20 protein-coding genes are annotated in these 25,638 nt (G+C 36.0%); 6 read left to right on the top strand and 14 right to left on the bottom strand.

Annotation, left to right across the window (positions count from 1 at the left end; genetic code table 11):
- Nucleotides 1-104: 104 nt before the first annotated feature.
- The 10 genes from GTH24_RS09430 to GTH24_RS09385 all read right to left on the bottom strand — a co-directional run bounded on the left by GTH24_RS09430 (nucleotide 105) and on the right by GTH24_RS09385 (nucleotide 13,029).
- A complete protein-coding gene (locus tag GTH24_RS09430; protein WP_164526318.1) occupies nucleotides 105-1,226 on the bottom strand; it encodes a hypothetical protein in 1,122 nt (373 codons plus the stop codon).
- Nucleotides 1,227-1,228: 2 nt separating this feature from the next.
- On the bottom strand, nucleotides 1,229-2,398 hold the full coding sequence (locus GTH24_RS09425; protein WP_072068080.1) for an ABC transporter substrate-binding protein: 1,170 nt from the start codon (nucleotides 2,396-2,398) through the stop codon (nucleotides 1,229-1,231).
- A 9-nt stretch (nucleotides 2,399-2,407) separates the two neighbouring features.
- On the bottom strand, nucleotides 2,408-4,648 hold the full coding sequence (locus tag GTH24_RS09420) for a TonB-dependent siderophore receptor (RefSeq protein WP_164526317.1): 2,241 nt from the start codon (nucleotides 4,646-4,648) through the stop codon (nucleotides 2,408-2,410).
- Nucleotides 4,649-4,895: 247 nt separating this feature from the next.
- Nucleotides 4,896-6,494 (bottom strand): ABC-F family ATPase, encoded by a 1,599-nt coding sequence (locus GTH24_RS09415; RefSeq protein WP_072068078.1) that lies wholly within the window; start codon nucleotides 6,492-6,494, stop codon nucleotides 4,896-4,898.
- 216 nt (nucleotides 6,495-6,710) lie between these two features.
- The gene (locus GTH24_RS09410; RefSeq protein ID WP_072068077.1) at nucleotides 6,711-7,340 is read right to left on the bottom strand and encodes an NAD(P)H-binding protein; all 630 of its coding nucleotides are present in this window, start codon (nucleotides 7,338-7,340) and stop codon (nucleotides 6,711-6,713) included.
- Nucleotides 7,341-7,346: 6 nt separating this feature from the next.
- The gene (gene hutX / locus GTH24_RS09405) at nucleotides 7,347-7,835 is read right to left on the bottom strand and encodes a heme utilization cystosolic carrier protein HutX (protein WP_404932755.1); all 489 of its coding nucleotides are present in this window, start codon (nucleotides 7,833-7,835) and stop codon (nucleotides 7,347-7,349) included.
- Between the two features lie 42 nt (nucleotides 7,836-7,877).
- Nucleotides 7,878-9,224, bottom strand: a complete 1,347-nt coding sequence (gene hutW, locus GTH24_RS09400) for a heme anaerobic degradation radical SAM methyltransferase ChuW/HutW (RefSeq protein WP_431311720.1) — start codon at nucleotides 9,222-9,224, stop codon at nucleotides 7,878-7,880.
- Between the two features lie 20 nt (nucleotides 9,225-9,244).
- Nucleotides 9,245-10,129: a heme/hemin ABC transporter substrate-binding protein gene (locus GTH24_RS09395; RefSeq protein ID WP_072068075.1), complete on the bottom strand. Its 885-nt coding sequence runs from the start codon at nucleotides 10,127-10,129 to the stop codon at nucleotides 9,245-9,247.
- A 2-nt stretch (nucleotides 10,130-10,131) separates the two neighbouring features.
- Complete coding sequence (locus GTH24_RS09390) at nucleotides 10,132-12,270, bottom strand: TonB-dependent receptor plug domain-containing protein (protein WP_164526316.1); 2,139 nt, start codon at nucleotides 12,268-12,270, stop codon at nucleotides 10,132-10,134.
- A gap of 276 nt (nucleotides 12,271-12,546) precedes the next feature.
- Nucleotides 12,547-13,029: a MarR family winged helix-turn-helix transcriptional regulator gene (locus GTH24_RS09385; protein WP_072068074.1), complete on the bottom strand. Its 483-nt coding sequence runs from the start codon at nucleotides 13,027-13,029 to the stop codon at nucleotides 12,547-12,549.
- Nucleotides 13,030-13,126: 97 nt separating this feature from the next.
- On the opposite strand from GTH24_RS09385, the gene GTH24_RS09380 reads away from it, so the two are divergent.
- On the top strand, nucleotides 13,127-14,002 hold the full coding sequence (locus GTH24_RS09380) for an EamA family transporter (RefSeq protein ID WP_072068073.1): 876 nt from the start codon (nucleotides 13,127-13,129) through the stop codon (nucleotides 14,000-14,002).
- Between the two features lie 69 nt (nucleotides 14,003-14,071).
- Nucleotides 14,072-14,527 (top strand): YaiI/YqxD family protein, encoded by a 456-nt coding sequence (locus GTH24_RS09375; RefSeq protein WP_072068072.1) that lies wholly within the window; start codon nucleotides 14,072-14,074, stop codon nucleotides 14,525-14,527.
- A gap of 100 nt (nucleotides 14,528-14,627) precedes the next feature.
- Here GTH24_RS09375 and GTH24_RS09370 read toward each other — a convergent pair whose 3' ends face one another.
- Nucleotides 14,628-15,869 carry a TerD family protein gene (locus GTH24_RS09370; protein ID WP_072068071.1) on the bottom strand — a complete coding sequence of 414 codons (1,242 nt, stop codon included), beginning with the start codon at nucleotides 15,867-15,869 and terminating at the stop codon, nucleotides 14,628-14,630.
- Between the two features lie 173 nt (nucleotides 15,870-16,042).
- Between GTH24_RS09370 and GTH24_RS09365 the strand changes: the two genes are divergently transcribed.
- Together GTH24_RS09365 and GTH24_RS09360 are read left to right on the top strand one after the other, a co-directional pair.
- A complete protein-coding gene (locus tag GTH24_RS09365; protein WP_164526315.1) occupies nucleotides 16,043-17,443 on the top strand; it encodes an amidohydrolase in 1,401 nt (466 codons plus the stop codon).
- Between the two features lie 352 nt (nucleotides 17,444-17,795).
- Nucleotides 17,796-19,442, top strand: coding sequence for a DUF4139 domain-containing protein (locus GTH24_RS09360; protein WP_241254068.1), 1,647 nt, complete (start codon nucleotides 17,796-17,798; stop codon nucleotides 19,440-19,442).
- A gap of 185 nt (nucleotides 19,443-19,627) precedes the next feature.
- On the opposite strand, the gene GTH24_RS09355 is transcribed toward GTH24_RS09360, so the two are convergent.
- Together GTH24_RS09355 and GTH24_RS09350 are read right to left on the bottom strand one after the other, a co-directional pair.
- On the bottom strand, nucleotides 19,628-20,065 hold the full coding sequence (locus tag GTH24_RS09355) for a GNAT family N-acetyltransferase (protein ID WP_115349734.1): 438 nt from the start codon (nucleotides 20,063-20,065) through the stop codon (nucleotides 19,628-19,630).
- Between the two features lie 253 nt (nucleotides 20,066-20,318).
- On the bottom strand, nucleotides 20,319-21,695 hold the full coding sequence (locus GTH24_RS09350; RefSeq protein ID WP_164526313.1) for an IS1 family transposase: 1,377 nt from the start codon (nucleotides 21,693-21,695) through the stop codon (nucleotides 20,319-20,321).
- Between the two features lie 169 nt (nucleotides 21,696-21,864).
- Here GTH24_RS09350 and GTH24_RS09345 point away from each other — a divergent pair, with 169 nt between their 5' ends.
- Together GTH24_RS09345 and GTH24_RS09340 are read left to right on the top strand one after the other, a co-directional pair.
- Nucleotides 21,865-23,424, top strand: a complete 1,560-nt coding sequence (locus tag GTH24_RS09345; RefSeq protein ID WP_072068068.1) for a bifunctional metallophosphatase/5'-nucleotidase — start codon at nucleotides 21,865-21,867, stop codon at nucleotides 23,422-23,424.
- A 191-nt stretch (nucleotides 23,425-23,615) separates the two neighbouring features.
- Nucleotides 23,616-24,359, top strand: coding sequence for a DUF4184 family protein (locus GTH24_RS09340; RefSeq protein ID WP_072068067.1), 744 nt, complete (start codon nucleotides 23,616-23,618; stop codon nucleotides 24,357-24,359).
- Between the two features lie 86 nt (nucleotides 24,360-24,445).
- On the opposite strand, the gene mnmH is transcribed toward GTH24_RS09340, so the two are convergent.
- Nucleotides 24,446-25,531 (bottom strand): tRNA 2-selenouridine(34) synthase MnmH, encoded by a 1,086-nt coding sequence (gene mnmH, locus GTH24_RS09335; protein WP_072068066.1) that lies wholly within the window; start codon nucleotides 25,529-25,531, stop codon nucleotides 24,446-24,448.
- Nucleotides 25,532-25,638: the final 107 nt, after the last annotated feature.

Here is a 25,638-nt window from a genome sequence, read left to right as displayed (position 1 = left end):
CACCGAATAATAATAATTACTATTAGCACTATTATTCATATAATCGATACTAAGGTAAATTAATTTATGCAAAAATGTCTATAAATAATAATTTTTTAGGTTAATTAACTGGTTGTATCAATCCAAGCAAGGCGACCGCCGACAGAAGTGCTGGAATGACGCTGATTATGACTTAAGCATAATGTTCGCATTCCTGCAGCTTGCTGTGAATACCAAGCGCCTCCGCGCATTAAAGAACGTTGACCATAATTTCGTAAATAAACCTGATCATTATCCTGTTGGTTTATTGCTGGATATAATCCTAATTCTTTAAATAATGTAGGTATTTTAATACTATCTTCTGCTGTTATTGCATTAAAATCGCCATCCATTAATCCCGCAGGATAACCATTATCTGTTGGTGTTCCGTTATAGTGTTTTATTGAAGTTGATAAAATAGGAGTACCGGCATTTCCATCACAATAATCTGAAGGGGCATCGTATTTTGCGCTATTGGGATGATTGATTGGCAATAATTGCCCCGTTGATAATGCTATTGAGTGCCATTGCTCTATTACTGAGGGATCACCACAAAATACAGAATCATTATCTTTAATTATCTGTATTTCTCCGGCATTTAATTGCATACCACTTTGCCATTCCCAAAGGTTGCCACATAAATCACTAATACCAAACTCACTATTATCATGATACCAATTCAACCATTGTGGCCCCGTTATTGTCGTGGGATCACCTGTGGTAAAGTCCATATCACCAGCTTCTTTACCATCAACACGAGTAACAGATTGCTCTGGGTGAAGAAAACTCCGTCCATAATCCGTATTACCATCTTCAATCATATTGTGGTGGCGACACCACAGCATTAAAGCAGCCCATTCTACATGTGTACTTAAGTGAAATCCCAGTCCTGTATGTTGTGCATATTGCTGGAAGCTCAATAAATCTAATAATGTCGCCGGTTTTTGGTTAGGTAAACTTAACAACTCACCTTGATGTAATGAAGCGGGATAACACGCATAGAAAAACTCATTCTTAACTTTTCCATTTACAATAAATGCAGAGTGAGTTGTATCATCAAGATTATCTGATACCTCATTTAATCGAAAATAAGGAACAACATACATATAGTTAGGCTGGCCTTTTTCTGAGTATAAAATTGTTCTTTTTCCTGCTGATTGTGACTCAATTTTTGCCCGTAAAGGATCGGGTGAATAGATATCAAACATGATTATTCCTTATCTTGATCAAACAAAGTGACCCAATAGCCCGTTTCCCATTTCACTGGTAAAAATTGGGTATGGTAATCATAAAAAATAGTGTCTACATCGAGGTGAGAAAAACGATCAGGATGTAACCATTTAGCCATTTTTAATATTGCAATAAAACCAAAAGGGCTGTCATAAAATGAGTGCCAAAGAGCATATACTTGTTTATTTTTAACCGCATCGAGTGTTTTGTAAGCCAGTCGTTGCATTAAAATTTCAAGTTGCTGTTTTGCTAAATCTAAATTTGCACCTGGCCCTAAATTAATCCAATCACCAGAAGGGTTATAGCCACTCCAATCAGCCCCTGTTAAAAAAATTTTATCCGGTTTGGCATAAATCACCGTTTCTTGGTTCAAAACCCCATAAGTGCCTTTTATATATTCTGAACCTAAGTTTTGACCACCTGCATTTTGTAGCATTTGTCCCATACTGCCATTGCCATAAGAAAGACAACATTCAGGTGTAAAACCAGCGGCTCGTTCAAATAACACATTAGGGCGTTTAAATGGCTTTTTTCTTAATTGCTGAGAAATATAATTGAGTTGTTTTTCACGAAATTGATTCATGGCTTGGCTTTGTGAAATATTACCCAGTAAATTTCCCATTATAGATGTGCTAATTGGCGTGTTATTAAGTGGGTCGATACTCAAATCAAACACGACAACGGGAATATTCGCTTTCGTTAATAAATCCAGCACACCATTAACACTAATTGCATGATAAGTTCCAACCGCCACAATAATGACATCGGGTTTTAGCGCGATAATTTTTTCACTATTAAAATGTCCACTCGACATAGCCGTAAACTCAGGTAATGCCAATAATTGAGGAAATGCTCGCGTATATTGATGATATAAACTTAAATCGGCAGTACGGAAGGCTGAAGGTATCCCGATAAGACGCTCATAAAAAGCACCTCCATTTAATGAAGCATAAAGTAAAAATAACCCACTATCTGCCACATAAATACGTGTTAATTCTTGTGCTAATACAATTTCTCTTCCCAGAATATCAACAATTTCTCTCTGTATTGGTTTTACATAAACAGGTTTTGCATAAACAGGAAAAGGGCTTGCTAATAATAACGAGAATGCACTGGCACCTTTTAGTAATGAACGTCGATAGTTATCCATGTTCATTTCCTAAAAATAGTAATTGAGGACACCAAGCACAACACGATCGCTTCCCACACTGCAATAAGTCGAACTAGTACAACTAGAAACATAGGATTTATTCGTGATATTGCTGACAGTTAATCCTAATTCTAAACCCTGTAATTCACGATTAATTGCCGATAATTGATAGCGGAAACTCACATCCCCTAACCATACTGCTGGTACCTTAAATGTATTCGTATTATCGCCGTAAGTTGAACCTAAATAACGTACACCTGCACCTAAGAATGCACCGTTTAAATAAGGCTGATGAAAACGATAATCTATCCATGCAGATCCCGTATGAGTAGGTACTTGGACAGGGTGTTTATTTAAGGTGGTTAGATCGCTAGTCGATGTCACAATATTATGAAGATAAGCATAATTGAGCATCATATTAACTTGTGGCGTTAGCGCTAATTTACTTTCAAGCTCAACGCCACGAGAACGAATTTTACCCGATTGCTGATAATAATCAGGATTTCTAGGGTTATGTGTTGTGACATTCTCTTGGGTTAATTGATATACAGAAATACTAACCAGTTGTGTTAACTCAGAATTTTGATATTTAACACCTGCTTCATATTGTTTTGATTTCATTGGAATAAAAGCTTTTCCATCTGCATTTGTACCTAATACAGGATCAAAACTATCTGATGTACTTATCCAAGGTGAGAACCCATTATTAAATTGATAACTTAAACCAACACGATGACTCCATGCCGTGTTATGGCTTTGCTGTGTCATACCTGAAATTTGATTATGTGTCTCTAAATCCGCGCTGTCATAACGGCCACTGAGTAATAAATTCCATCGCTGCCAACGAAGGTGATCTTGTAAATAGTATCCATAGCGATCAAATTGTTGTTTTGTGGAAGTACGCGAAATAGGGTAAGGCTCAAAATCAGGCTTGTGATGTGATGCCCAAGGATCAAAACTAACTGTTTGTGAACCCCACCAATCTTTGGTCATATAGCCATGTTGATAATCAAAACCAGCTATCACAGTATGATTGATATCCCATGTTGCTAATTTACCAATCAATTGTGAATCAGTTAGCCATGTTTCTGATGTACTTGGTGCCTCCTGATAAACCGCAGTTAACAAGCGATCACCAGGCAGAAAACCACGGGTATAGTCACGGCTTATTTCTGTTTCAACCTTCATAAAACGAGTATTTTGCTTAAATTGCCACTGTGGGGTCAGTTCATATTCAAACAATGAAGTTAACGATTGTTGTTTACGATGTGAATTATCATGGCTTTGATTATTATAATTTCGATTAGGATCAACTTTACCATTAGGATTAGGTAATAAACCTAATGCTTGAGCAGGTAGCGTATTGTAGTAACCCAGACGAGGCTCTTTTTGATATTGTCCCAATATTGTCCAACTCAATACATCATTAGGTTTCCAAGTGAGAGCAGGTGAAATAAGAAAACGAGTTTGACGAGAAGAGGGTATTTGCGATCCTTGTTCAAGCATCAAACCTGAAACACGATATAACCATGTTTCATTTTCATTAAGAGCTGATGTGGTATCAAATTTAATACCATGATTTTTATTATTGCCCGCTTGTAATTGCACTTGGTGTTGCGTTTCTGCACAAGGGCGACGCGATATCATATTAATCACACCACCTGCACCACCTTGTCCATATAAAGCAGATGCAGGACCATGTACGGCTTCGATACTTTCTAAACTCCAACTATCAATTTGTGGCGCCCAAATACCGCTATTACCAAGCATTCTTAAACCATCTAAATAATAGTCTGCATCAAATCCGCGCATTTTCGAGTAATCAATACCGCTACCAAAAGCGCCGAATTTTTCACTGACAATCCCAGAACTATAACGTAATGCCTGACTAATAGATTCAGAGGGTAAGTTATCTAGTTGACTACGATTAACAACAGAAACCATTTGTGGTGCTTCTAATAAAGTTGCATCACTTTTCGTCGCCGTTGCCTGTTGTTTTGCAACATATCCGTAAGGTTGTGCATCAGACAACGAACTTGGTGCAGAGGTGACAATAATTTTTTCAATATTTTCTGAAGCCAAAGAGGGTGACACCACGTTTAATGAAATTAATGTAGGTAAAACAAACGAATAACTACATTTCCAATGATTTTTTAATTGCTTATTTGGACAATGTATTATTTGAGGTAGTAGCAACATAATGATCCCAAAAAATGAAATAAACCATGATTGACTCGTGGTCGGTAACATACAGCAACGACCGACTGTCAGTCAATATAAATGATAATTATTTATATTTGCATTGCCGTAAAAATAGAAGAAGTCATGAGTGAAATAAAATAGAGGGAGAGTGATTAAAGGAGCTTTTATTTAGTAAATATTGTGCTCTTTTTAAATAAAATACGACAATGATTATTTTATTAATTAATGCAATAAAAAGGCCTGATAAATAGTTATCAAGCCTTTGTTTGCTTATTACTTTAATTTTGCTATGAAATTAAAGTGTAATACCTTTTTTGGCAAGGAACTCATCATAAGTACCTTGGAAATTAATCACTTTTTCAGGTGTAATTTCAATAATACGATTTGCTAATGAACTTACGAATTCGCGGTCATGAGAAACAAAAATCAAAGTACCTTGATAAAGTTCTAATGCCATATTCAGTGATTCGATAGATTCCATATCTAAGTGGTTGGTTGGTTCATCCATAATCAGAATGTTTGGTTTTTGCATCATCAGCTTACCAAATAACATTCTGCCTTTTTCACCACCTGATAAAACTTGAACTGATTTTTTCAAATCATCTTGAGAGAACAATAAACGACCTAATACGCTACGTACAGATTGCTCGTCGTCTTCTGGTTTCATCCATAAGCTCATCCAATCAAATACAGTCATATCTACTTCAAAATCAGTTGCATGATCTTGTGCATAATAACCAATATTTGAGTTTTCAGACCATTTTAAACGACCTGTATCTGGTGTTAATTCACCGACTAATGTTTTAATCATCGTCGATTTACCCACACCGTTATTACCTAGAATGGCAACTTTTTCGCCCACTTCAAGCATCATATTGACGTCTTTAAACAGTGGGGCATTATCATCATAGCCTTTAGAGATATTTTCCACTTCAAGCGCATTACGGAATAATTTTTTCTCTTGTTCAAAGCGGATGAATGGGTTTTGGCGACTTGAGGCTTTAACTTCAGCTAATTGAATTTTTTCAATTTGCTTAGCACGAGAAGTTGCTTGTCGTGATTTAGATGCATTAGCACTGAAACGACTTACGAAAGATTGTAATTCATTAATCTGTGCTTTTTTCTTTGCATTATCCGCTAATAAACGTTCACGCGCTTGAGTTGCAGCAAACATATATTCATCATAGTTACCCGGATGAACGGCTAATGCACCGTAGTCAAGGTCAGCCATGTGCGTACAAACCATATTTAAGAAGTGACGATCATGGGAAATAATGATCATGGTACTGTTACGTTCATTTAGCGTTTGTTCAAGCCAACGAATAGTATCAATATCCAAGTTATTCGTAGGTTCATCCAGTAATAAAATATCAGGATCAGCGAATAGGGCTTGTGCTAATAACACACGTAATTTCCAACCTGGTGCGACTTCACTCATAGGGCCATTATGTTGCTCTAATGGAATACCTACATTTAATAATAATTCGCCAGCACGAGATTCAACGGTATAACCGTCCATTTCACCAAACTTTACTTCCAGATCGGCAACTCGTAATCCATCTTCTTCACTCATTTCTGGTAAGTTATAGATGCGCTCGCGCTCTTGTTTAACTTCCCAAAGTTCAGTGTGACCCATAATCACGGTATCAAGCACTGTATATTCTTCATAAGCAAATTGGTCTTGTTTTAATTTACCAAGACGCTCATTAGGATCAAGAAATACGTTGCCGCTACTTGGCACTAAATCGCCACCTAAAATTTTCATAAAGGTTGATTTACCGCTACCGTTAGCACCGATTAAACCATAGCGATTTCCGCCACCGAATTTGACAGAAATGTTTTCAAACAGTGGCTTTGAGCCAAACTGCATAGTGATATTATTGCTGATTAACAAGACGAATACTCATTATTAGTGAATGACAAAAGGTAATGGGGCCGCATTATGCCACAAGTTACCCCTATTAAGACAGTAAAGTGACAAATGACTATTGAGGAAATTTCATTATGAGTAGAAAACTCATCATAATGTGAGCAATTATCCATAATTAAAGTAAGAAAAAAGAGATAACACATAGGTCATCTCTTAAGGTAATTTTGTTGGTATTAATATCTATGATTTGGTTGGTACTAAGCCCGGTTCAACCACTGCATAAACTTGGTCATCTAGCAGATCAGCATCCATAAGTTGAGCCACTAAACGTGCAACATCACGACGATTAACTAAGCCGTGAGTCTCTTCATATTGATAAAGCTGAGCTTTACCCGTTTCTTCACCATTCAGTAACCCGCCAGGTCTTACTATTGCATAATCAAAACGGCTAGTTTGCAGCCATACTTCAGCTAATGATTTTTCTCTAACGGCTTGCCCAAAAGCAGCTTTTGCTCTGTCAGATAAGGCAACCCAACTATCACCACAGCCTAAAGAAGAAACCATGAGCATTCGTTGAAAACCCATTTTTTCCGCAGTATCAATCACTGTTCTATGCGCAAGATAATCATTTTCTCCCCCCATCGTTGAAATGATATCTGCTTCATTTCCAGCTAGTGTTAATACGCGGTCAACAGCATCAGGATCTATCGCATCACCCACGACTGTTTTTATTCCTTTTGTTTCTAAACGCGTTGCCGCTTCTGGATTGCGAACTAAAGCCACAATAGGGCGTTGTTGTGCTACACCAATATCAGCAATATGTGCACCAATACCTTTACCACCAGCGCCAAAAATAACCCAAGTTTTCACGTGCAATTATTCCTTATTTAATTGTTGTGCTAATTGACGGAAAGCTGATAACTGCTCGGGTAATAATTGACGATGTTCATCTCGCCCAAGGAAGATTTTAAACATAGCAACGCCTTGTTGATTGAAAAATAAAATAGAGGCGGTATCCATACCCATAAACTTACGTTCGATCATTGCAATGGATTGGCAATTTTCGGCTTTAATATGGCCGGTCATTCCTTTTTTACCCCGTAAGTTAAAATAGCCATGACGATGAAAACCACTTGGTAATTCACCACTAAACTCTAAGATAACATCTTGAGTATGCACAAGCGTGGTGACATTACCCCATTTCATCACACTTTCCCAAACCGTATCGAATTGTTCGCCACTCATTAATGAGCGTGATGGTAAATGTCTCACAACCTCCAACAATGTGGTATTAAATTGTGTTGCAATGGTTTCCAATGTTCCATCAGGCTCAGTCATTAAAAATTGTTGTAACTCAGTATTCATGATGTTGTTTCCATCTTCTAATTAATATTCAGGGTAATAAAATTAACGAGGCGTATTTAATTGCAAAATTAATTGCTGTAAGGATGTCAGCAAGTTACTTGCCCAAAATCGACCTTCATTGGTTAATTTCATACAAAGAAAGTCGTCTTCAACAAGACCAGCTTGATACCATTGATTTAATAAAGGAGAGAGTAGAGTCGCTTGTGGGCTTAACTTGGCTAAGTCAACACGCCCGCACTCAATGCCAGCTTGTAACTCATGACGCCAACGAAAACCACTATCGGTTGTACGGCTCATCATCATTAAGGGTTTTTGGTTATCTGTAATTTTTTGATAATAATTATCAAGCGAACGTTCAATCATCCATGAATAACCATTAACAGAGCCACCAGCACCCGAGCCAAAAGCTAGGCAATCTGCCCCTTGTTTGATTAATAGATTGTAAAGATTACGCTCGCGGGTTGTTCTTGCCCAATGGCTATTACTGATCTGGCGCCAGCCCACATTTTCCATAAAGTCACAACCTTGAAGATAAAGATCACGTCTTTGTATTGGTGAGGGCACAGTAATTCGTTGATTTTCAACTGCTTTACCTAATGGTGTATTAGGCAATAAGTTCAATGCATAGAGATCGACACCATCTAAGCCAATATCATGAGCAATAGTGAGATCTTCTTGCCAGTTCGTTGCATCTTGCCCAGGTAATCCAAATAACAAATCACACACTACGGCAGCACTATCTCGTAAACAAAGCTCTTTCATAAATTTAGCAGCTTCTTCACCCGTTGAAGTTCTCGCCATTCGTTTACGAATTTTACTGTTAAAGGTTTGAATACCTATCGAAAAACGGTTTGCTCCTGCATCTAAACAAGCATCAATACGATTATCATCAAAATTTAAAACTCGACCTTCAATAGTGATTTCGCAGTCAGGGGCTAGAGGAAGTGATTGGCGCAAATGCGTGATCACACGATAAAGATCTTTGGCGGATAACGCAGAAGGGGTTCCACCACCAAAATAAACAGCATGAATTGGTGCTGATTGATAAAGTAAGCTATCTGATTCAGCGGAGATCTCACGCAATAATGCATTGGTATAGCGCGTACAGGCTTCTTCGTGATAGTTATTTTGATAAAAGCCACAAAATGTGCAATGTGTTGCACAAAAAGGGATATGAATATACAACAAACGCTTACAGGCTGGCGTTTTACTTGCTAATAAGGCTTGCCATGTTGATTGATGTTCTTCTTTTACAATAGGTACAGAACCTCGCCATGGCATGGTGGCATGTCTATCTCGAAAAGGACTATCACCATCTAAAGCGAAGTGAGCAGTAAGATCAATTTCAGCAGAAGGGGGCATAATATGTGTTGCGACTGACTCTTTCATTATTAAATCATTCCTACTTATTATTCGCTCTTATTATCTTTTACTAGATCAGTGGGATAAAACTGTTGATGCAATAACTCTACGGCATCCACAATGCGAGGCCCCATTCCCAAAATAAGGGATTGATCAATTTCGATAATGCGTTGATTTTTCCATGCTTGAGTCATTGACACTCCGGGCACAGAAGCTAATCCTTCAGACGCTCTTATTGTGCCTGTTTGGTTTTTCTGGCTTTGTGTCGTAATAACAATTAACTCTGGATCAGAGGCAATAATGGCCTCTGCGCTATAGATACGATAATTCTCGTGTGTAGCGATATTTTCACCACCCGCTAATTGAAGGATCGCATCTGCGACACTGGTTTTCCCTGCAACTTGAGGAATTCCTCCTCCCGGTGAAAGAAAGAACATCACTTTTACTTTCTGTTTAATTTGATTATTTTTAGCCTGAATAGAGGCTAAACGTGATTGTAATGAATCAATTAACGCATCGCCTTGTGGCTGTTTATTCAGTGAGATGGCTAATGTGCGGATGTTTTGAAGCATTAACTCAAAAGTTGCTGGCGTTCTTGGTAACGTGATCACCTTAACGTTATGTTGTGCAAGCTGACGTAAGACCATTTTCGGTTCAGCATCATCCCACGTTACAAAAGTAGAAGGGCGCAGAGACAAAATGCCTTCAATACTTAGCTGTTTCCAATACCCAATATGGGGTAATGCCTGAGTTTGTTCTGGGTAAGAGGTGGTTTCATCAACACCAACAAGCTTATTGCCAGCATCCATGGCATAAACTAATTCCACAATAGAACCACCCGCAATGACCCAACGGTCATTTTTTATATTCTCTTTTGCCGTTAAGCTAAAAGGCAACAATAACAAACTGAGGGTAATTAATATTTTTTTCATTATTAAAACGCCCACGTCAGACCAACTGCAGCATTAATACCTGCAGCAGGAATAGATTCATGAGCTGTTTGATAACGCTTATTTAAAATATTATTTAAATCAAAGTTAATACGATATTGATCGTTATGGCCAAACTCACTACTAAGTGAAAGATTAACTGTTGCCCAACCAGCGTAATGCTGTTTATTTTCTGGATTGCTATGATCTTTCGCTTGCGTTGCAGCTCTTAAATATAAATCTGACATTAGATTCATATTATTGAGTAATAAGAGATGTTTAGCACCAACTCGAGTTGTAACTGTAGGTTCCCCTGTATCCCATGTTTTTAGGGTTGGGCTAATAAATTGGCGACGCATCACATTGGCAGAAACATAAGGCGTAATTGACCAACCTTGATATTGGGCCATTACTTCCATACCATAAGTTTTCGCACGGTCGATATTGTCATAATAGAAGTAATCTGCTCGACCTGTTTTGCTATTTCCTTCACAAATACGTTCCCCAGCACAAGCGACTGAGGTGATGTAATCTTTTGCTTCAGAATAATAAATGGCGCTATCAATATACCAATTATTACCTTTATAACGTGCACCAAACTCTACGTTATTAGAGTGTTCAGCCTCAAGATCATGATTACCATAAGTTACCGCACCACCCGCCGTTGTGTTCATAAATTGCTGAACTAACGTAGGGAACACATAACCTTGTGCAAATGCAAGGCGCAACTCAGTATCTTTGAACCCGGAATAACGTAGATTGGATGAAACAATAAAAGCATTATCTCTCACAGATGTAGAGGGCAATGTCTTATAGCTTGTACCTGTTTTATTATGATTAACAGTCTCATCACCATCTTGTAATTCTGATTTTAACCAATACTGCCTAGCCCCCACAGTCCATGACCAATCCTCTGTTATTTTCCAACCATTTTGGGCAAAAACAGACACATTAGTTTGCTGACTGCGATTATGTAACAAAGATTGTTTTTCATAGTTTACGGCAGGTGGGAAACCCGTTGTACTATTTGAAGATGTTTGGCCAACAGAGGTTTGTTTTACTTTATCTTGTTGATATTGCGCGCCTAAAATGAGTTCATTATTTGCAGGTAACGTAAAGTTTGCCTGCATAGTCATTCCATAAGTATTCTGTGTATCCTCTGACTGTGTTCGATTTTTAACAGTTAAATTACCAATCATTGGACTGCCTGTTGGCGTAACGACACCAACGCGGTTTTCAAATTTTCGTTCAATTCGCTGTGTATAAGCATCTATATGAAGTTTTTTAAAATAATCAGCATCAATATCATAATCATAAAATAAGCCGATTTTTTCACGCTCAAGCTTAGGAACTTTAACGCTAAATTCTTGATATTTTCCCTCATCAGCATAATAAGATTGCGTAGATAAATCATAGCGATCAAGTGAAAGCCCAAATTTATGTTTATCAACTTTATAGCCTAACCATGCCCCTTGACCATTATTTCTAAAATGAGTATTAGCTAAGCGACCATCAGGAGTATCGCGATCACCATGATCGGCATAACTCCCATTAAAGCGGTATTCAAAATCACCTATTGTGCCTGAAATTAACGCGGACTCACGCCATCCCATCGTTGCTGAGTCATAAACAACTTTAACATTGCCACCAAAGGGCTTATCGCCACCTTTCTGGGTGATTAAATTCACCACACCGCCAATAGCTTGTGAACCATAAAGAACAGAATAGGGACCTTTAACCACTTCAATACGCTCTAGTGCAGATTCATCGATTAAAATACCCGCACCAAAGTTTTGACCACCTCGTTGATAGGTAACTTCTTGTCCATCCACCAATAAAAGCACACGTGATGAGGCTTCACCACGAATACGAATTTGTTTACGGCCTGCGAGGCTATTATCAGTCACTTCAACACCAGGAATATCACGCAATTGATCCGCAATAGAAGACACGGTTGATTGATTTAATGATTCTTTATCAATGACTTGAATGGTTGCAGGGCTATTCCATAAAGAGGAGGCACTACGTGTTGTAGTAACAACCAGCGTTTCTTCTTTAGGTAACGCCGTTTCAGCAATGGCGTATTGAGAGAGTGAGAGGGTTAGAGCCGATAATACGAAGCAAGATTTAAATTGAATACACATAGCTATAGACCTTAATGAGATCAATAATGATTATCATTCGCTTTATAATTTAACTTTTGGTATTCAGCAACCTAAAAATAGCAAATAGAATACATCTTTGATTTAAATCAAAGTAAAAATGTGACTTCATGCACATTAGGTGCCTAAATAAACAAAAATGGCATAAAAAGAAGGGTTTTTAAGCAAACAAAGAAAAGAGGGTAAGTAGAAACACTCGGTTTCTGTACTTACCTTTATTATTAAATATCTTGCAGAAAATAGAATGGGGGTAAAACATTATTCTAGAGAATTAAGAAAAACCTTTAGTAATTCATTTAATGCTTGCTGTTCTTGTTGTGATAAACCCGCAACCAAACGTTTTTGATTGTTAACATGAGCCTCAATAACTTGGTTAATTAATTCTAAACCTTGTGGTGTTAAAGAAACTAAAAAGCTACGGCCATCTTCCGGATTAACTTTACGTATAACCCAGCCTGCTTTTTCTAATTGATCAATGCGATTTGTCATTGTGCCCGATGTAACCATCAATGTTGATAACATTTCACCTGGGGAAAGGGTATAAGGATTTCCTGCTCGTCGTAATGTGGCTAACACATCGAAACTTGATGTATTCAAGCCAAATTGAGAAAAAACTTTCTCCATTTCGCGGGAAAGATGCAAAGTAATATTACCCAATCGGCCAATTAACCCCATAGGGCTAATATCAAGATCAGGTCGTTCACGCTGCCATTGTTCGGTAATTCTATCTATTCTGTCCATGCATTCATCATGTCAATTATTTATCTTGACGTCAAGGTATTATCAATTTATCTTGACCTCAAGATAAATCACAATGGCAAATAAATTGAGTCACTTTATGAACCGATACACAACGCTTTTATTAACCGCTTTAGCTCCTATTGTTTGGGGAAGTACGTATATTGTGACAACCGAAATGTTGCCTGCAAACGTGCCAATGACATTGGCTGCATTACGTGCATTACCTGCTGGTATTTTATTATTAATGATTATGAGACAACTGCCACAAGGGATATGGTGGTTACGTGTGATAATTTTGGGTATTTTAAATTTCTCACTATTTTGGTGGTTATTATTTATTTCGGCTTATCGTTTACCTGGTGGTGTTGCAGCAACTGTAGGGGCGGTTCAGCCTTTAATTGTCTTATTTTTATCTCATTGGTTATTACAAACACGTTTATCATGGCTTTCTATTTCAGCAGCATTAGGCGGCATATTAGGTGTGGCAATATTGATACTTACGCCTAATGCAACCCTTGATCCTCTCGGAATAATTGCAGGATTAGGTGGTGCTTTATCAATGGCGGCTGGTACTGTATTAAGTCGTCGCTGGCAACCACCAGTTACTCCTTTAACGTTTACCGCATGGCAGTTAACTGCGGGTGGTGCTGTATTATTACCTCTTGCGTTATTATTTGAACCTGCATTACCTTCATTAACGGGTATTAATCTTTTAGGCTTAGCTTATTTAACGTTAATTGGTGGGGCATTAACCTATATTTTCTGGTTTAGAGGATTGGCATTATTAGGGCCAAGCTCTGTGGCATCATTAGGCTTTTTAAGTCCACTTAGTGCTGTTATTTTAGGCTGGGCATTATTAGGACAACAATTAACTGGTTTACAAATTATCGGTATGATTGTGATATTAGTGAGTATTTGGGTTAATCAACAATCAGAAAAACGAGCACGAGCAAAGCTACAATCACTTAGTTAGGATTATTGTGTTATTTTAACCGCCTTAACCATGCAATGTTTAATACAGAATAATCAAGAGAGAGTTGTTATGCCTATATGGGTTGATGCTGATGCATGTCCAAAAGTAATCAAAGAAGTGTTATATCGTGCAGCAGATAGAGAAAAAGTGATTATTACTTTTGTTGCTAATCAACGATTAATCGTACCTGCATCACCTTTCTTACGTACATTACAAGTTTCTGCTGGATTTGATGTTGCAGATAACGAAATCGTCCGCCGTACCAATAAAGATGATTTGGTGATCACGGCAGATATCCCATTAGCGGCGGAAGTGATTGAAAAGGGTGCGGTTGCTCTAAATCCTCGAGGTGAACGTTATACTGAAGCAACTATTCGTGAACGCTTAAATATACGTGATTTTATGGATACGATGAGAGCCAGTGGTATTCAAACGGGAGGGCCTGCAAGCCTAAACCAACGCGACCGCCAGCTTTTTGCTAATGAATTAGATAAGTGGCTATTACAGCAAAAAAGACGCACTTAACTTCACAGGTTATTATCTCTTTAAATAAACAAACGGGCATAGATATTATTGCCCGTTTTTCTTAAGATAAACTTTAACTTATTTCTTCTTTATAATGAGATTAGACATAACGCTTTGAGCCTAAAATACTCGGTTTCTTCCCTTTAAAAACATGAGGACCATCCATCGTTAATTTAAGCTCATCACCAATACGTGTTAACCAAGGAGTGGCTTCACTGCCTGCTCTTGATGTTACGCCTGAAGGCTTTAATGTAATGCCATCTTGATCAATTTCAATAATACCAATGACATAGGTATAAATCATATTATTGAAAAAACCTTTTTTGTATTCACAAGAGCACTCAACGATTTGATTACCATATTCCATGCGCATTGTCGGTTTTAATGATGCAACAGAAACACAGCCATTACTAATGGCAGAATAAACACTACAAACTAATGCCACTTTTCCGCCCATTAATTGAGAAATAGCGGGGTTAATTTCAACTGTTTCACAACCGGGCTGATCTTGACTAACACTGACCACATCACCAGTATGGAAAACAAAAGGGTCAGTATTAAAAGCACCACTTTTATCTGGCGCTTGAATAATAGACATTTGACCATTAGGACGCAAAATACCCACACGAAGATCTAAATCATCGTTATCCTTACCATCACCATTATCTATCCACGTTGCACTGACTAAAATGCGCTTAGGTGCATCACTCCCTTTTAGTAAAGAAACACGGTGGCTACTATCTGGTTTCGTCAGTTTCACCACGCTTTTTTGTATATTAACTGGTGGTGTCGGTACAGGTGCAATAACGGGGGCGGGCTCCTCAACCTCAATACCATAAAGATCACATAACCCAGCAAGTCCCGACGCGAACCCTTGCCAAACAGCACGCACTTTATTTTGCCCATTTCGAACATACAGTTCTAAAACAATAATGCCCGTTTCTTGCGAAAATTGGCTTGGTGCTAATTCAATAACGTCATTATTTAACAATACTTGCGCTTTTAATTGCGCCACAACAGCAAAACCACCAGCGCTTCCATCTTGCGTCAAGGTAATAGCAATTTTGGTAATATTGGTAGGCAAACGAGATAAGTCAAAATCAATACTATGAATAACCGATGAACCTTGAGTAACTGGTGCAATAAATGACGCAGCACCAGAGGAATGATGAGGGGCATTAAAAAAAACCATGTCATCATCATGGACGACTTTGCCTGACTCAGTGACTAAAAAAGCAGTCAAATTAATATCAAGGTTATTGCCTACTGCATGAGAGACTCTAACTTGTCCTTTATTTTCACTTAGTGATGTATTTTCACCAGGTTGCAACGTTTTACTCATTAAAACTGCTCCTTGATTGATAAGACCAACTGCAAGAAATTGAGATGAAAGAAGTGATAATAACTTCAATTAATTATTTATTCGGTGATCTCTTTCACTTTCATTAGATATCAAAACCCAATGAATTTATTTATAATCTTAGGGAAATTTTTCCATCAAGACGAGAGGTAATGATGTCATTTTCTAAATCTATGCTTGCTTTGGCTGTAATGGCGGTCTCTTTTTCCAGTTACGCTGCAAAACAGGCTGATTTGATGATAGTTGACGGTACTGTTCTAACTATGGATCAGCAAAATAAAATTATTGAACAGGGTACTGTTGTCGTAAAAGAAAATAAAATTATTGCCGTTGGGGGCCCTGAGCTTTCCAAAGAATACCAAGCGAATAAAGTTCTAGATGTTGATGGTGATATTGTTATGCCTGGGTTGATTAATACTCATACTCACGGCTCAATGACAGTGTTTCGTTCATTAGCGGATGATGTTCCAGATAGGCTTCACCGCTATATTTTCCCGCTTGAAAGCAAAATGGTTTCTCGTGAAATGGTCAGAGTAGGCGCTGATCTTGCAAATATCGAGATGGTAAAAGGTGGCGTAACAACTTATGTTGATATGTATTATTTCGAGGATGAAGTTGCTAAAACCGTTGATAAAATGGGAAATCGCGCTGTATTAGGAGAATCTGTTATTAATTTCCCTGTTGCAGATGCGAAAACACCAGAAGAAGGCATTCAATATGCGGTAAATTTTATTAAAGAATATAAAGATCACCCTCGTATTATCCCTGCTTTTGCACCTCACGCACCTTATACAAACACCACGGAAAACCTTCAGAAAATTGCCAAATTATCCATTGAGCTAGATGTGCCAGTAATGATCCATTTAGCTGAAACAGACCGTGAACAAGAAGAAATCGCCAAACGTACAGGTGGCAAAAGCCCTGTTCAATATATGGCCGACATTGGGGCGTTAAATAACAAAGTTATTGCAGCGCACGCGATTATGGTTGATGAAAAAGATATTGATTTACTGAAAAAATATGATGTTGGCGTTGCACATAATATCAGTGCTAATACAAAATCAGCGAAAGGGGTTGCACCTGTCGTCACAATGCTAGAAAAGGGTGTTCGTGTCGGTCTAGGGACTGATGGTCCAATGTCGAGTAATACACTAACAACCATGAATGAACTGAATCTTGTAGGTAAAATTCATAAATTAGAAAATAAAGATCGTGCTGCAATGCCACCTTTAACGGTTGTAGAGCTGGCGACTATGGGTTCAGCAAAAGTCTTGCATATGGAAGATAAATTGGGCTCATTAGAATCAGGTAAACTTGCTGATATCATAGTTGTTGATACAAAATCACCTAATATGGTGCCTATGTATAGCCCATATGCCGCATTAGTGTATGGTGCAAATGGCAGTAATGTCCGCCATACCATTGTAGATGGCAAAATTTTAATGGAAGATCGTCAACTATTAACGGTTGATGAGAAAGCGATTATTAAAGAAGCGCAAGATTTCTCTAATAAAGTACGTAAAACTGTTATCGATAGTGGCGAAGTGGTTAAATAAAAATCGATATCAAACATCTTTATCCTAGGCAGTTTGCTTTTAAACTGCCTTTTTATTTTTATCATTAAAATATTTCTCTTATTTTTATCCAAACAGGACTAATTAAGATAAAGTAACGACTAAATCTTTCACCATTACTAAGATAATCTTGATTATTTATAATGATTATTCTGTCTAATACTGTAACACTCTGTTTTATCTTGATCCTTATATTCTAATGTCATTTCCTCTTTAAGTTTATTCTGTTATCTAAATTATTAGAGATGCAATACTATCTCAATATACTTATGCAATAGTGCATCCCTATTTAGTATTCTGACAACACTGCTCATCAACTATGGATAGAATAAAAATGATGATTAAACCTAATAAACTCACTCTGTCACTTTTTACATTATCGATTATTGGTGCATCTAACGCGTTGGCTAATGAACCTAACTCAGCAGAGCTAACTAAAACGCTTTATCAAGATGTAACACTTAATCAAGCCACTATTTTCTTACGAGGCGCAGAGCTTGAAAATAGTACGACGCTCAATTTGTCAGCAGGACAGAATGAAGTCATTTTATCAAATGTTGCGGATAATCTTGATCCCAAAAGCCTATCAATTAGCATTGATAATGACGATGTGATTATTAACACCATTAACGTTAAAAAAATTCCTATTGCTCCTAGTTACCCTCCTGAAATTGCAGTATTGATGAAAAAACAGAAAGATATTAATAAGCAAATTGAAGAATTAAACATCAATATTAATGTAGGTGATGAACAAATTGCTTTACTAAAAGACCAATCATTTTTTGGCTCTGGTGAAACGCAGACATTAGAGCATTCATCACAGAAGTTTGATTTTATTAGCCAAAAAATGACATCTATTTTAAATCAGCAAAAAACAGCGCGTGAAGAAATAGCTAAACTGACTGAGCAATTAGAAGAATTAACACGTAAATTAGAAATCGATATGCCAATTATTGCGCAAGAGAAAACACAAATTGTTTTATCTTTAGGCACATCAAAAAACCTAACAAGTAAAATGCGTATATCTTATATAACACCAGATGCTGGATGGTCTCCCGCTTATGATATTCGAAGTCAAGGTATGGATAAGCCAATATTACTTACCTATAAAGCAGATGTTATTCAAAATACAGGCCTAAATTGGGATAAAGTAAAGCTGGTTTTAACATCCACAAATCCATCTTTAAATATTACTGTACCCACTTTATCGCCATGGTATCTCGCTCTTTATAATGATAATGCTAAATTTAGAAGTAAAAGTATGAGCATGGATATGGCTTCAGCACCTTCCCCTGCAGTAATGAGAGAAGAAAGCTATGAAAAACAATTAAATAAAGGCGTAACGCGGTATGTGACAACCAATAATAATGGTATTAATTTAAGCCACGCTATCGCATTACCTTACACATTAAAAAATAGCACAGAGCCTAATACATTAGTGATTAATCAAAAAGAAGTTGTTGCAGATTATCGCTATTTAACCACTCCAAAATTAGCTGAAGAAGTCTATTTACAAGCTGAAGTCAAAGACTGGGAAAATTTAAATTTACTTAATGGCCGTGCTAATATCTACTATATGAATAGTTTTGTAGGTAATAGCTATATTAATACTAATAAATTAACAGAATTACTTAACATTCCACTTGGAATAGATAAAAACATCCAAATTAGTCGTATTAATAATGAAAAAATAAGGAAAGAACCCATCTTTATTGGCACCACAATAGAACAAAAAGAAAGCTATACTATTAAAATAAGAAATACGTATAACACGCCAATTAAAGTGACAATTTACGATCAATTACCACTTAGCCAGGAAAATAATATTAACGTCTCAAACGCTGATTATAAAGATGGCGTACTTGATAAAGATACAGGTGAAATAGAGTGGAATATCACGTTAGGGGCAAAACAAGAAAAATCCTTACCATTAAATTATACGCTTTCTTACCCTAAAAACAGACAAGTTATGGGGCTATAATTACGACTTTCAGGTTGATAAAAAATAGAAGAGGGTGCAATTGCACCTTTTTCTATTTTAAAGAGATCAATTCTCTATTATAAAAATTCACTTATCATCTTTTTTTTTAAAATAAAATTTAATTGATTATTGGTTCAATAATTGAAATTCATTATTCCAATAATCTATGATCATTATATTTCTTGTTATACTCTTATGACTGCCAACATATCATCACCATCTTTATCCAGACCTATCTCTTCAAAACCAAAAGAACTATAAAATTTTTTAGCCACTGGATTTAATGGGTTGTAACAAATTTCAATTTCATTGATTTGCTTATCTTGCTTAATTTCACTTAAGGCAATATGTAGTGCTTCTCGGCCTAATCCTTTATTTTGATGTACTTTATCTATCATAAAACGCCAGATAGCAATTTTATACGGATTTTCTTTCACCCACATAAAAAAACCAACAGATTTATCTGATAAATAAATTCCTCTGACAATATAGTTTTCATTATAAGCCGCTTCGACTAAAGACCACATATTAGAAGCAATATAATCTTCTTGATATTCTTCTACTTCAAGTAAACTAATTTCTTCATAATTATCTGAAGTTATAGGTTTTAAACTGATGTCCATTATATTCTCTTTTTAAATCACTAATTCACATATCAATATAAGTTCACCACTTATTATCATGGCTAAAATTTAAGAAAGATTAAGAGAAGATTTAGATAGCACTATAAGTCACTTTACTTTATCTATTCTAAATATTGAAATAAAAAAATAATAACAGGCAAGGATTAAAGTAGTAAATTATTATTAAAAATAAATAGATAAATTTTAGATGTGAAAATGCTTTGTTAAACACTTTTAATAAGGCATCTTTATTTTAAGTAAATAGCGCTTCCATTGTTATCATTTCTTTTATTAATCCTATTTTTTGTGCCGGCGTTTCGTTTTCATTGGTAAGACAATAATTATAATAAAAGCTATAAATAGACAATAATAAACTTACTGTACTAGGCGATAATTTTCTTAAAAACACATCCGGAAATTTCTCTTTAAATGATTGAATAAATAAATGACTATAATCAAGAGAGGGGGCTATTTTAGTATAAAAGTTAATATCATCTGTTTTATTTAACCCTAAATTACATAGGTAAAAAAGCTCTTGATTATCTTGAGATATAAATTCATACCATTTATTACTCCACCAACCCAATGTATAACTCCCTCTATAAGAAAAGTCAGTTGTTAAACGAGTTCCTTTTGAAACTACATAATAAAGGTTAGATTCTTTTCGCTTTATTTCTTTTCCATAGGCCACCATACACCCACCACGTATAAAACTATCATGATAAATAAAATGATTTTGGATATTTATTGGTAGAACAAATTTTAATTTAAGAAAGTGAAAGTGTGATAAAACAACGGGTTCAATAATATGTTCAGAACAAATTTTTTCTGTATATTGAATTTGTCCAAAACTTTTTCTACTATTTATTTGTTCATATCGCATAATAATATTATCAAGTAATATACCTTGCGTATTATCTAGCATCTCTTTTTTAGTATTATTATGATATTGGCTGTCAGGACTCACGACAGCCTTACTCCAATTAACACTAGATAGAAAAACATAACCTGTATTAGAACAACAGGTTACAACCCAAAATAGCTCATTTGAAAAACCTTTTTTTGTATTATTTCGGCAATTCAAAGTAAATACATTTGTTTGTAAACTATAGATTTTGTTTCTATTCAAAGATTGTTCATATTTTCGTGTTTTTATTTCTAGCAATTGTTCAATTTTAGCTAATTTCCGATAAAACAGAGCGGGGGTAATATTTAAATTATTGATAATATAAGTTGGTGTTTGTGTTTGTAAAATAAGGAGTTCTATTATTTTATTATAAAGATGTTTTAAATCTATATTATTTTTAAGAGAGAAAACAGCATTACACTTTTTGCATTGATAACGTACTGTTCTTTTTGCGGTTTTTCCATAAAGTATTTTCTCTGATGAATCACAATTTGGACAGTATTCATTGATATTTAAATTAAAAAAATCAATATAAGGATTTAATAATGTTTTTATATCTTCATTATTGATTAATACACTGCTACCACCACAACCATTACAATAAACAGCGGGAAAGCCCAATTTAAAAGAAGGGATGATATAAACATCTTCTATTACGTCAGCAAAATGTTCACAACTCTCTGTTTTACATATATTAACATTGATTTCGTTTGTTATTTTCATCAGTTCTTATCATAAAAAACCAACACAAAACGATAATAACATAATTCAATCGGGCATATTGCTAACTTACTGTGATAGTTATCATGCTTTTAATAACTCAGCTGTTATTAACTAGATATCGAACATCAACGACGTTATTTCAGTATTCTCATTATTACAGGATATTATTATGCATAAGCCTATTCTTATATTTCCTCTTTTAATTGGCGCGTTATTAGGGAATTCTTCAGTTTTTGCTCAAGAAATTACCATTTATCACACTAACGATTTGCACGCGAATGCCGTTCCTTTTAAAGCTCCTTACGTTAGCCAAGATAGATTAGTTGGCGGTTTTGCCAATATTGCAACCATCGTTAAAGAGGCAAAAAAAGATAATCAAGGCGTCTTATTTTTTGATGCTGGTGATTATTTTACAGGACCTTATTTAAGCACCTTAACACAAGGTGAAGCCATTATTGATATCATGAATGAAATGTCTTTTGATGCTACCTCCGTGGGAAATCATGAATTCGATCATGGTGTTGAAAATATGATTACACAGCTTAATAAAGCGAAGTTCCCCGTACTCTTAGGTAATGTTTTCTATGAAAATAATGGGAAAGCTGTTTGGGATAAACCGTATATTATATTAGAAAAAGAAGGTGTTAAGTTTGGTGTAATAGGACTACACGGTAAATTTGCTTTCTATGATACTGTCAATAAAGATAAACGAGAGGGTGTAGAAGCGAGAGACGAAGTTGAATACCTTAATAAATATCTTAATGAACTAAAAGGGAAAGTTGATATAACTGTATTACTGGTTCATGAAGGTGTTCCTGCAAGACAATCTAGCTTTGGCTCAGCAGATGTCACCCGTATGCTACAAAAAGATATTGAATTAGCACAGCAAGTAAAAGGGTTGGATATTTTAATTACTGGACATGCTCATGTGGGTACACCAGAACCTATTAAAGTAAATGATACATTGATTGTTTCTACAGATGCTTATGGCATTAATGTTGGAAAATTAGTTTTAGATATCAATGATAAAACTAAAAAAATTGATAGCTATAAGGGGGAGTTAGTTAATATCTTTGCCGATGAACATAAACCTGATCCAGATACACAGAAAAAAATAGAAGCATGGACTAAAAAATTAGATGAAATTGCACAACAAAAAATTGGTAACGCCCATAATGAACTAACGCGCTCTTATGGTGGATCTTCTGAAATTGGTAATTTAATTACCGATGCTTTTTTAGTCACAGATAATCGAGCTCAAATTGCTTTTGTTAATAGTGGTGGTATTCGTAACGAGATCCATAAAGGAGATATTACGATCGGGGATATTATTAGTATGTTCCCATTCCCTGATGATTTAACTTACATGGAATTAAGTGGTAAAGATTTACGGGATTTAATGAATCACTCTGCAAATTTAACTAATGGTGTATTGCAGGCTTCTAGTGGTTTTGAAATGAAATATGATAGCTCTAAACCTGTTAACGAGCGTGTTGTTTCTGTTTCTATTAATGGAAAACAAGTAGAAGATAATGCTTACTATCCCATTATTGCTAATTCCTTCTTAGCAAGAGGCGGTGATGGTTTCACTACCTTTACTCATGGACAAAATACTAAAGATATTCCTAATACCAGTGCAGCAACGGCCGTTATTGAATATATTAAGCAAAAAGCCACTATCAACATGCCTAGAGAAGAACGAATTGTTGATATCTCCACAAAAAAGTAGTGTGTAAATAACTAATAACTCATCATATAACGCCATTAATATTCTCACTATTTATGGCGTTTTTTGCATTAATTAATAAGAAGGTTTTTTATTAATCCAGCAGATCGCTGTGATATCAGATAAAACTTAGCTCATCTGCTGATATACTCATGCTTATTTTGTTATTCACTTTGTTTTGTTGAGATATTCCTATGCCGTGGACTTTTTCACATCCTTCCATTGTTTTCCCGATAAAACAGTCCAGAATAGGAAAATATCTTAATTTACCTGCATTAATTGTGGGAAGCACTTCACCTGATTTACTCTATTCTTTGGGTTTATATCAATCAGCAACAACGGCACATGATTTATTAGGCTGGTTTTATACTGCATTTCCTTTTTGTATCTTCGTTTTTATCTTAAATTACTTATTCAGAAATCCATTAAAATGTGTATCACCCATACCTTTATATGATCCTTTAAAATTCAATATTCGGGCATTAAGTCTATTTGTTTTATCCCTGTATATTGGCGCAGTAACACATATTGTATGGGATTCATTTACCCATGAAACAGGAACTGCAGTCAGATTTTTTTCTGTATTACAGGCTCAATTATTACAAGGAATGACAGACAGCCAAGAGATTGCTATTTATAAATTATTACAACATTTAGGCTCGATATTAGGAGTACTTTATTTGTGTTGGAAATACATACAATATCAGCGTAAACAAAACTATTTAACACAAAAAGAAAACCGTATTAAATTATATCGCTTAGTTGGGATCGGCTTTCTGTCTGGATTGTGTGCTTTGCCTTTAGCTTTGCAATTCTCAAATAGAGGGCAGGGGATCAACATTAATCGATTTATTTTCTTAGAACTATCTTTAGCTGTGCCTTTTTTCTTTGGTTTAATGATAATCTTAGGGTTATGGTTATATCGAACTAAAACTTGACTAAATAAACTAAAAAAGCCCCGTAATATAAATTTATGGGGCTTTTCTATGGTGTCCGTATTTAATACAAAAATCTTAGCTATTTATTAGTTTTTAAACCACTGCATGACTTCTTCATAACTTCCTTGGTAAATAATTTTATCTACCTTTTTGCTTAATTGATAACGATACATAGGATCGTAATACTCTTTCAGCAAAGGAGTTAACCAAGTAAAGTGAACTTCAGTATTGGCTTCTTTTTTTTGTATTTCTAACGCATTATCGAGTAATTGTGTTAATTCCGCAGCTCGTTGAGATCCCAATCGACGGCGGATAGCGAATAAACCATGATGTAAATAATCACTATAAGCTTGCCAGCCTTTATCTTCGCCATATGCCTCTAGAAAATCATGAGTCATACGATCAAAATACTCTGCTTTTAAACGCTCAATACGTCGCTCTAAGGGATCATCAACAACAACGATTGATGCTTCAGCCATTTTTGCTCGCAAACATTCAGGTAATCCATTAGCTCCAATAGCACGGCCTTCATCTTCGAGTACCCATCTCGTATATTTTTGTGATTTTTTCAACATTTCAACACCAAGATGGTTTTCAAATGTAGCTTGAGGGAATTGATCTTCAACAGTACGGCCAAAAGAAGAACCTCGATGATGAGCAATACCTTCAAGATCAATACCTTCAGGTAATGAACGCACTAATGTCGTTTTTCCATTGCCAGTACATCCACCAATAAGGATAATAGGGCGCTGAACGAACTCATTGGTCATTTCAATAACAGCCTGTCTTAATGCCTTATATCCCCCTTCAATTAATGGGAAATCTATACCTGTGTCTTTAAGCCATTGCTGAACGATATGAGAACGCATCCCACCACGAGCACAGCAGATATAACCATTGGGAAATTGCTCACAGGCTTCACGCCAAGCTGCAATTCTCTTATCACGGATTTCACCGCTAACCAATTGATGTCCTAAATCGACCGCTTTTTGTGATCCTTGTTGTTTATAACAAGTTCCCACAGCCGCGCGCTCTTCATCATTCATTAAAGGCAAATTAATCGCATTAGGGATCGAGCCTTGATTAAATTCAATAGGTGCACGCACATCAATAATAGGTGTGTTAGTAGCAAGAATATGTCGAATATTTTGAGCAGAAAACGCTGATTCCATAATAAAAATTGTTATATCTAGTCTGGCTGAAAGATTGACTACTATACTCTTAAGAACATGTGATGACACGCTCTGATCGTATGTTTTTATTAAATTATAGTGTGTTA

Source organism: Proteus vulgaris, from assembly GCF_011045815.1.
GTDB lineage: Bacteria > Pseudomonadota > Gammaproteobacteria > Enterobacterales > Enterobacteriaceae > Proteus > Proteus vulgaris_B.
Note: the sequence above shows the minus strand (reverse complement) of the source record. Positions and strands in the feature narration are given on the sequence as shown.

What these genes read in the sequence shown, in the direction of transcription:
- mnmH (WP_072068066.1), bottom strand. Translation starts at nt 25,531, where the DNA reads ATGGAATCAGCGTTTTCTGCTCAAAATATTCGACATATTCTTGCTACT.
- GTH24_RS09425 (WP_072068080.1), bottom strand. Translation starts at nt 2,398, where the DNA reads ATGGATAACTATCGACGTTCATTACTAAAAGGTGCCAGTGCATTCTCG.
- hutX (WP_404932755.1), bottom strand. Translation starts at nt 7,835, where the DNA reads ATGAATACTGAGTTACAACAATTTTTAATGACTGAGCCTGATGGAACA.
- GTH24_RS09375 (WP_072068072.1), top strand. Translation starts at nt 14,072, where the DNA reads ATGCCTATATGGGTTGATGCTGATGCATGTCCAAAAGTAATCAAAGAA.
- GTH24_RS09420 (WP_164526317.1), bottom strand. Translation starts at nt 4,648, where the DNA reads ATGTTACCGACCACGAGTCAATCATGGTTTATTTCATTTTTTGGGATC.
- hutW (WP_431311720.1), bottom strand. Translation starts at nt 9,224, where the DNA reads ATGAAAGAGTCAGTCGCAACACATATTATGCCCCCTTCTGCTGAAATT.
- GTH24_RS09340 (WP_072068067.1), top strand. Translation starts at nt 23,616, where the DNA reads ATGCCGTGGACTTTTTCACATCCTTCCATTGTTTTCCCGATAAAACAG.
- GTH24_RS09370 (WP_072068071.1), bottom strand. Translation starts at nt 15,869, where the DNA reads ATGAGTAAAACGTTGCAACCTGGTGAAAATACATCACTAAGTGAAAAT.
- GTH24_RS09395 (WP_072068075.1), bottom strand. Translation starts at nt 10,129, where the DNA reads ATGAAAAAAATATTAATTACCCTCAGTTTGTTATTGTTGCCTTTTAGC.
- GTH24_RS09365 (WP_164526315.1), top strand. Translation starts at nt 16,043, where the DNA reads ATGTCATTTTCTAAATCTATGCTTGCTTTGGCTGTAATGGCGGTCTCT.
- GTH24_RS09380 (WP_072068073.1), top strand. Translation starts at nt 13,127, where the DNA reads ATGAACCGATACACAACGCTTTTATTAACCGCTTTAGCTCCTATTGTT.
- GTH24_RS09390 (WP_164526316.1), bottom strand. Translation starts at nt 12,270, where the DNA reads ATGTGTATTCAATTTAAATCTTGCTTCGTATTATCGGCTCTAACCCTC.
- GTH24_RS09355 (WP_115349734.1), bottom strand. Translation starts at nt 20,065, where the DNA reads ATGGACATCAGTTTAAAACCTATAACTTCAGATAATTATGAAGAAATT.
- GTH24_RS09345 (WP_072068068.1), top strand. Translation starts at nt 21,865, where the DNA reads ATGCATAAGCCTATTCTTATATTTCCTCTTTTAATTGGCGCGTTATTA.
- GTH24_RS09350 (WP_164526313.1), bottom strand. Translation starts at nt 21,695, where the DNA reads ATGAAAATAACAAACGAAATCAATGTTAATATATGTAAAACAGAGAGT.
- GTH24_RS09385 (WP_072068074.1), bottom strand. Translation starts at nt 13,029, where the DNA reads ATGGACAGAATAGATAGAATTACCGAACAATGGCAGCGTGAACGACCT.
- GTH24_RS09430 (WP_164526318.1), bottom strand. Translation starts at nt 1,226, where the DNA reads ATGTTTGATATCTATTCACCCGATCCTTTACGGGCAAAAATTGAGTCA.
- GTH24_RS09360 (WP_241254068.1), top strand. Translation starts at nt 17,796, where the DNA reads ATGATGATTAAACCTAATAAACTCACTCTGTCACTTTTTACATTATCG.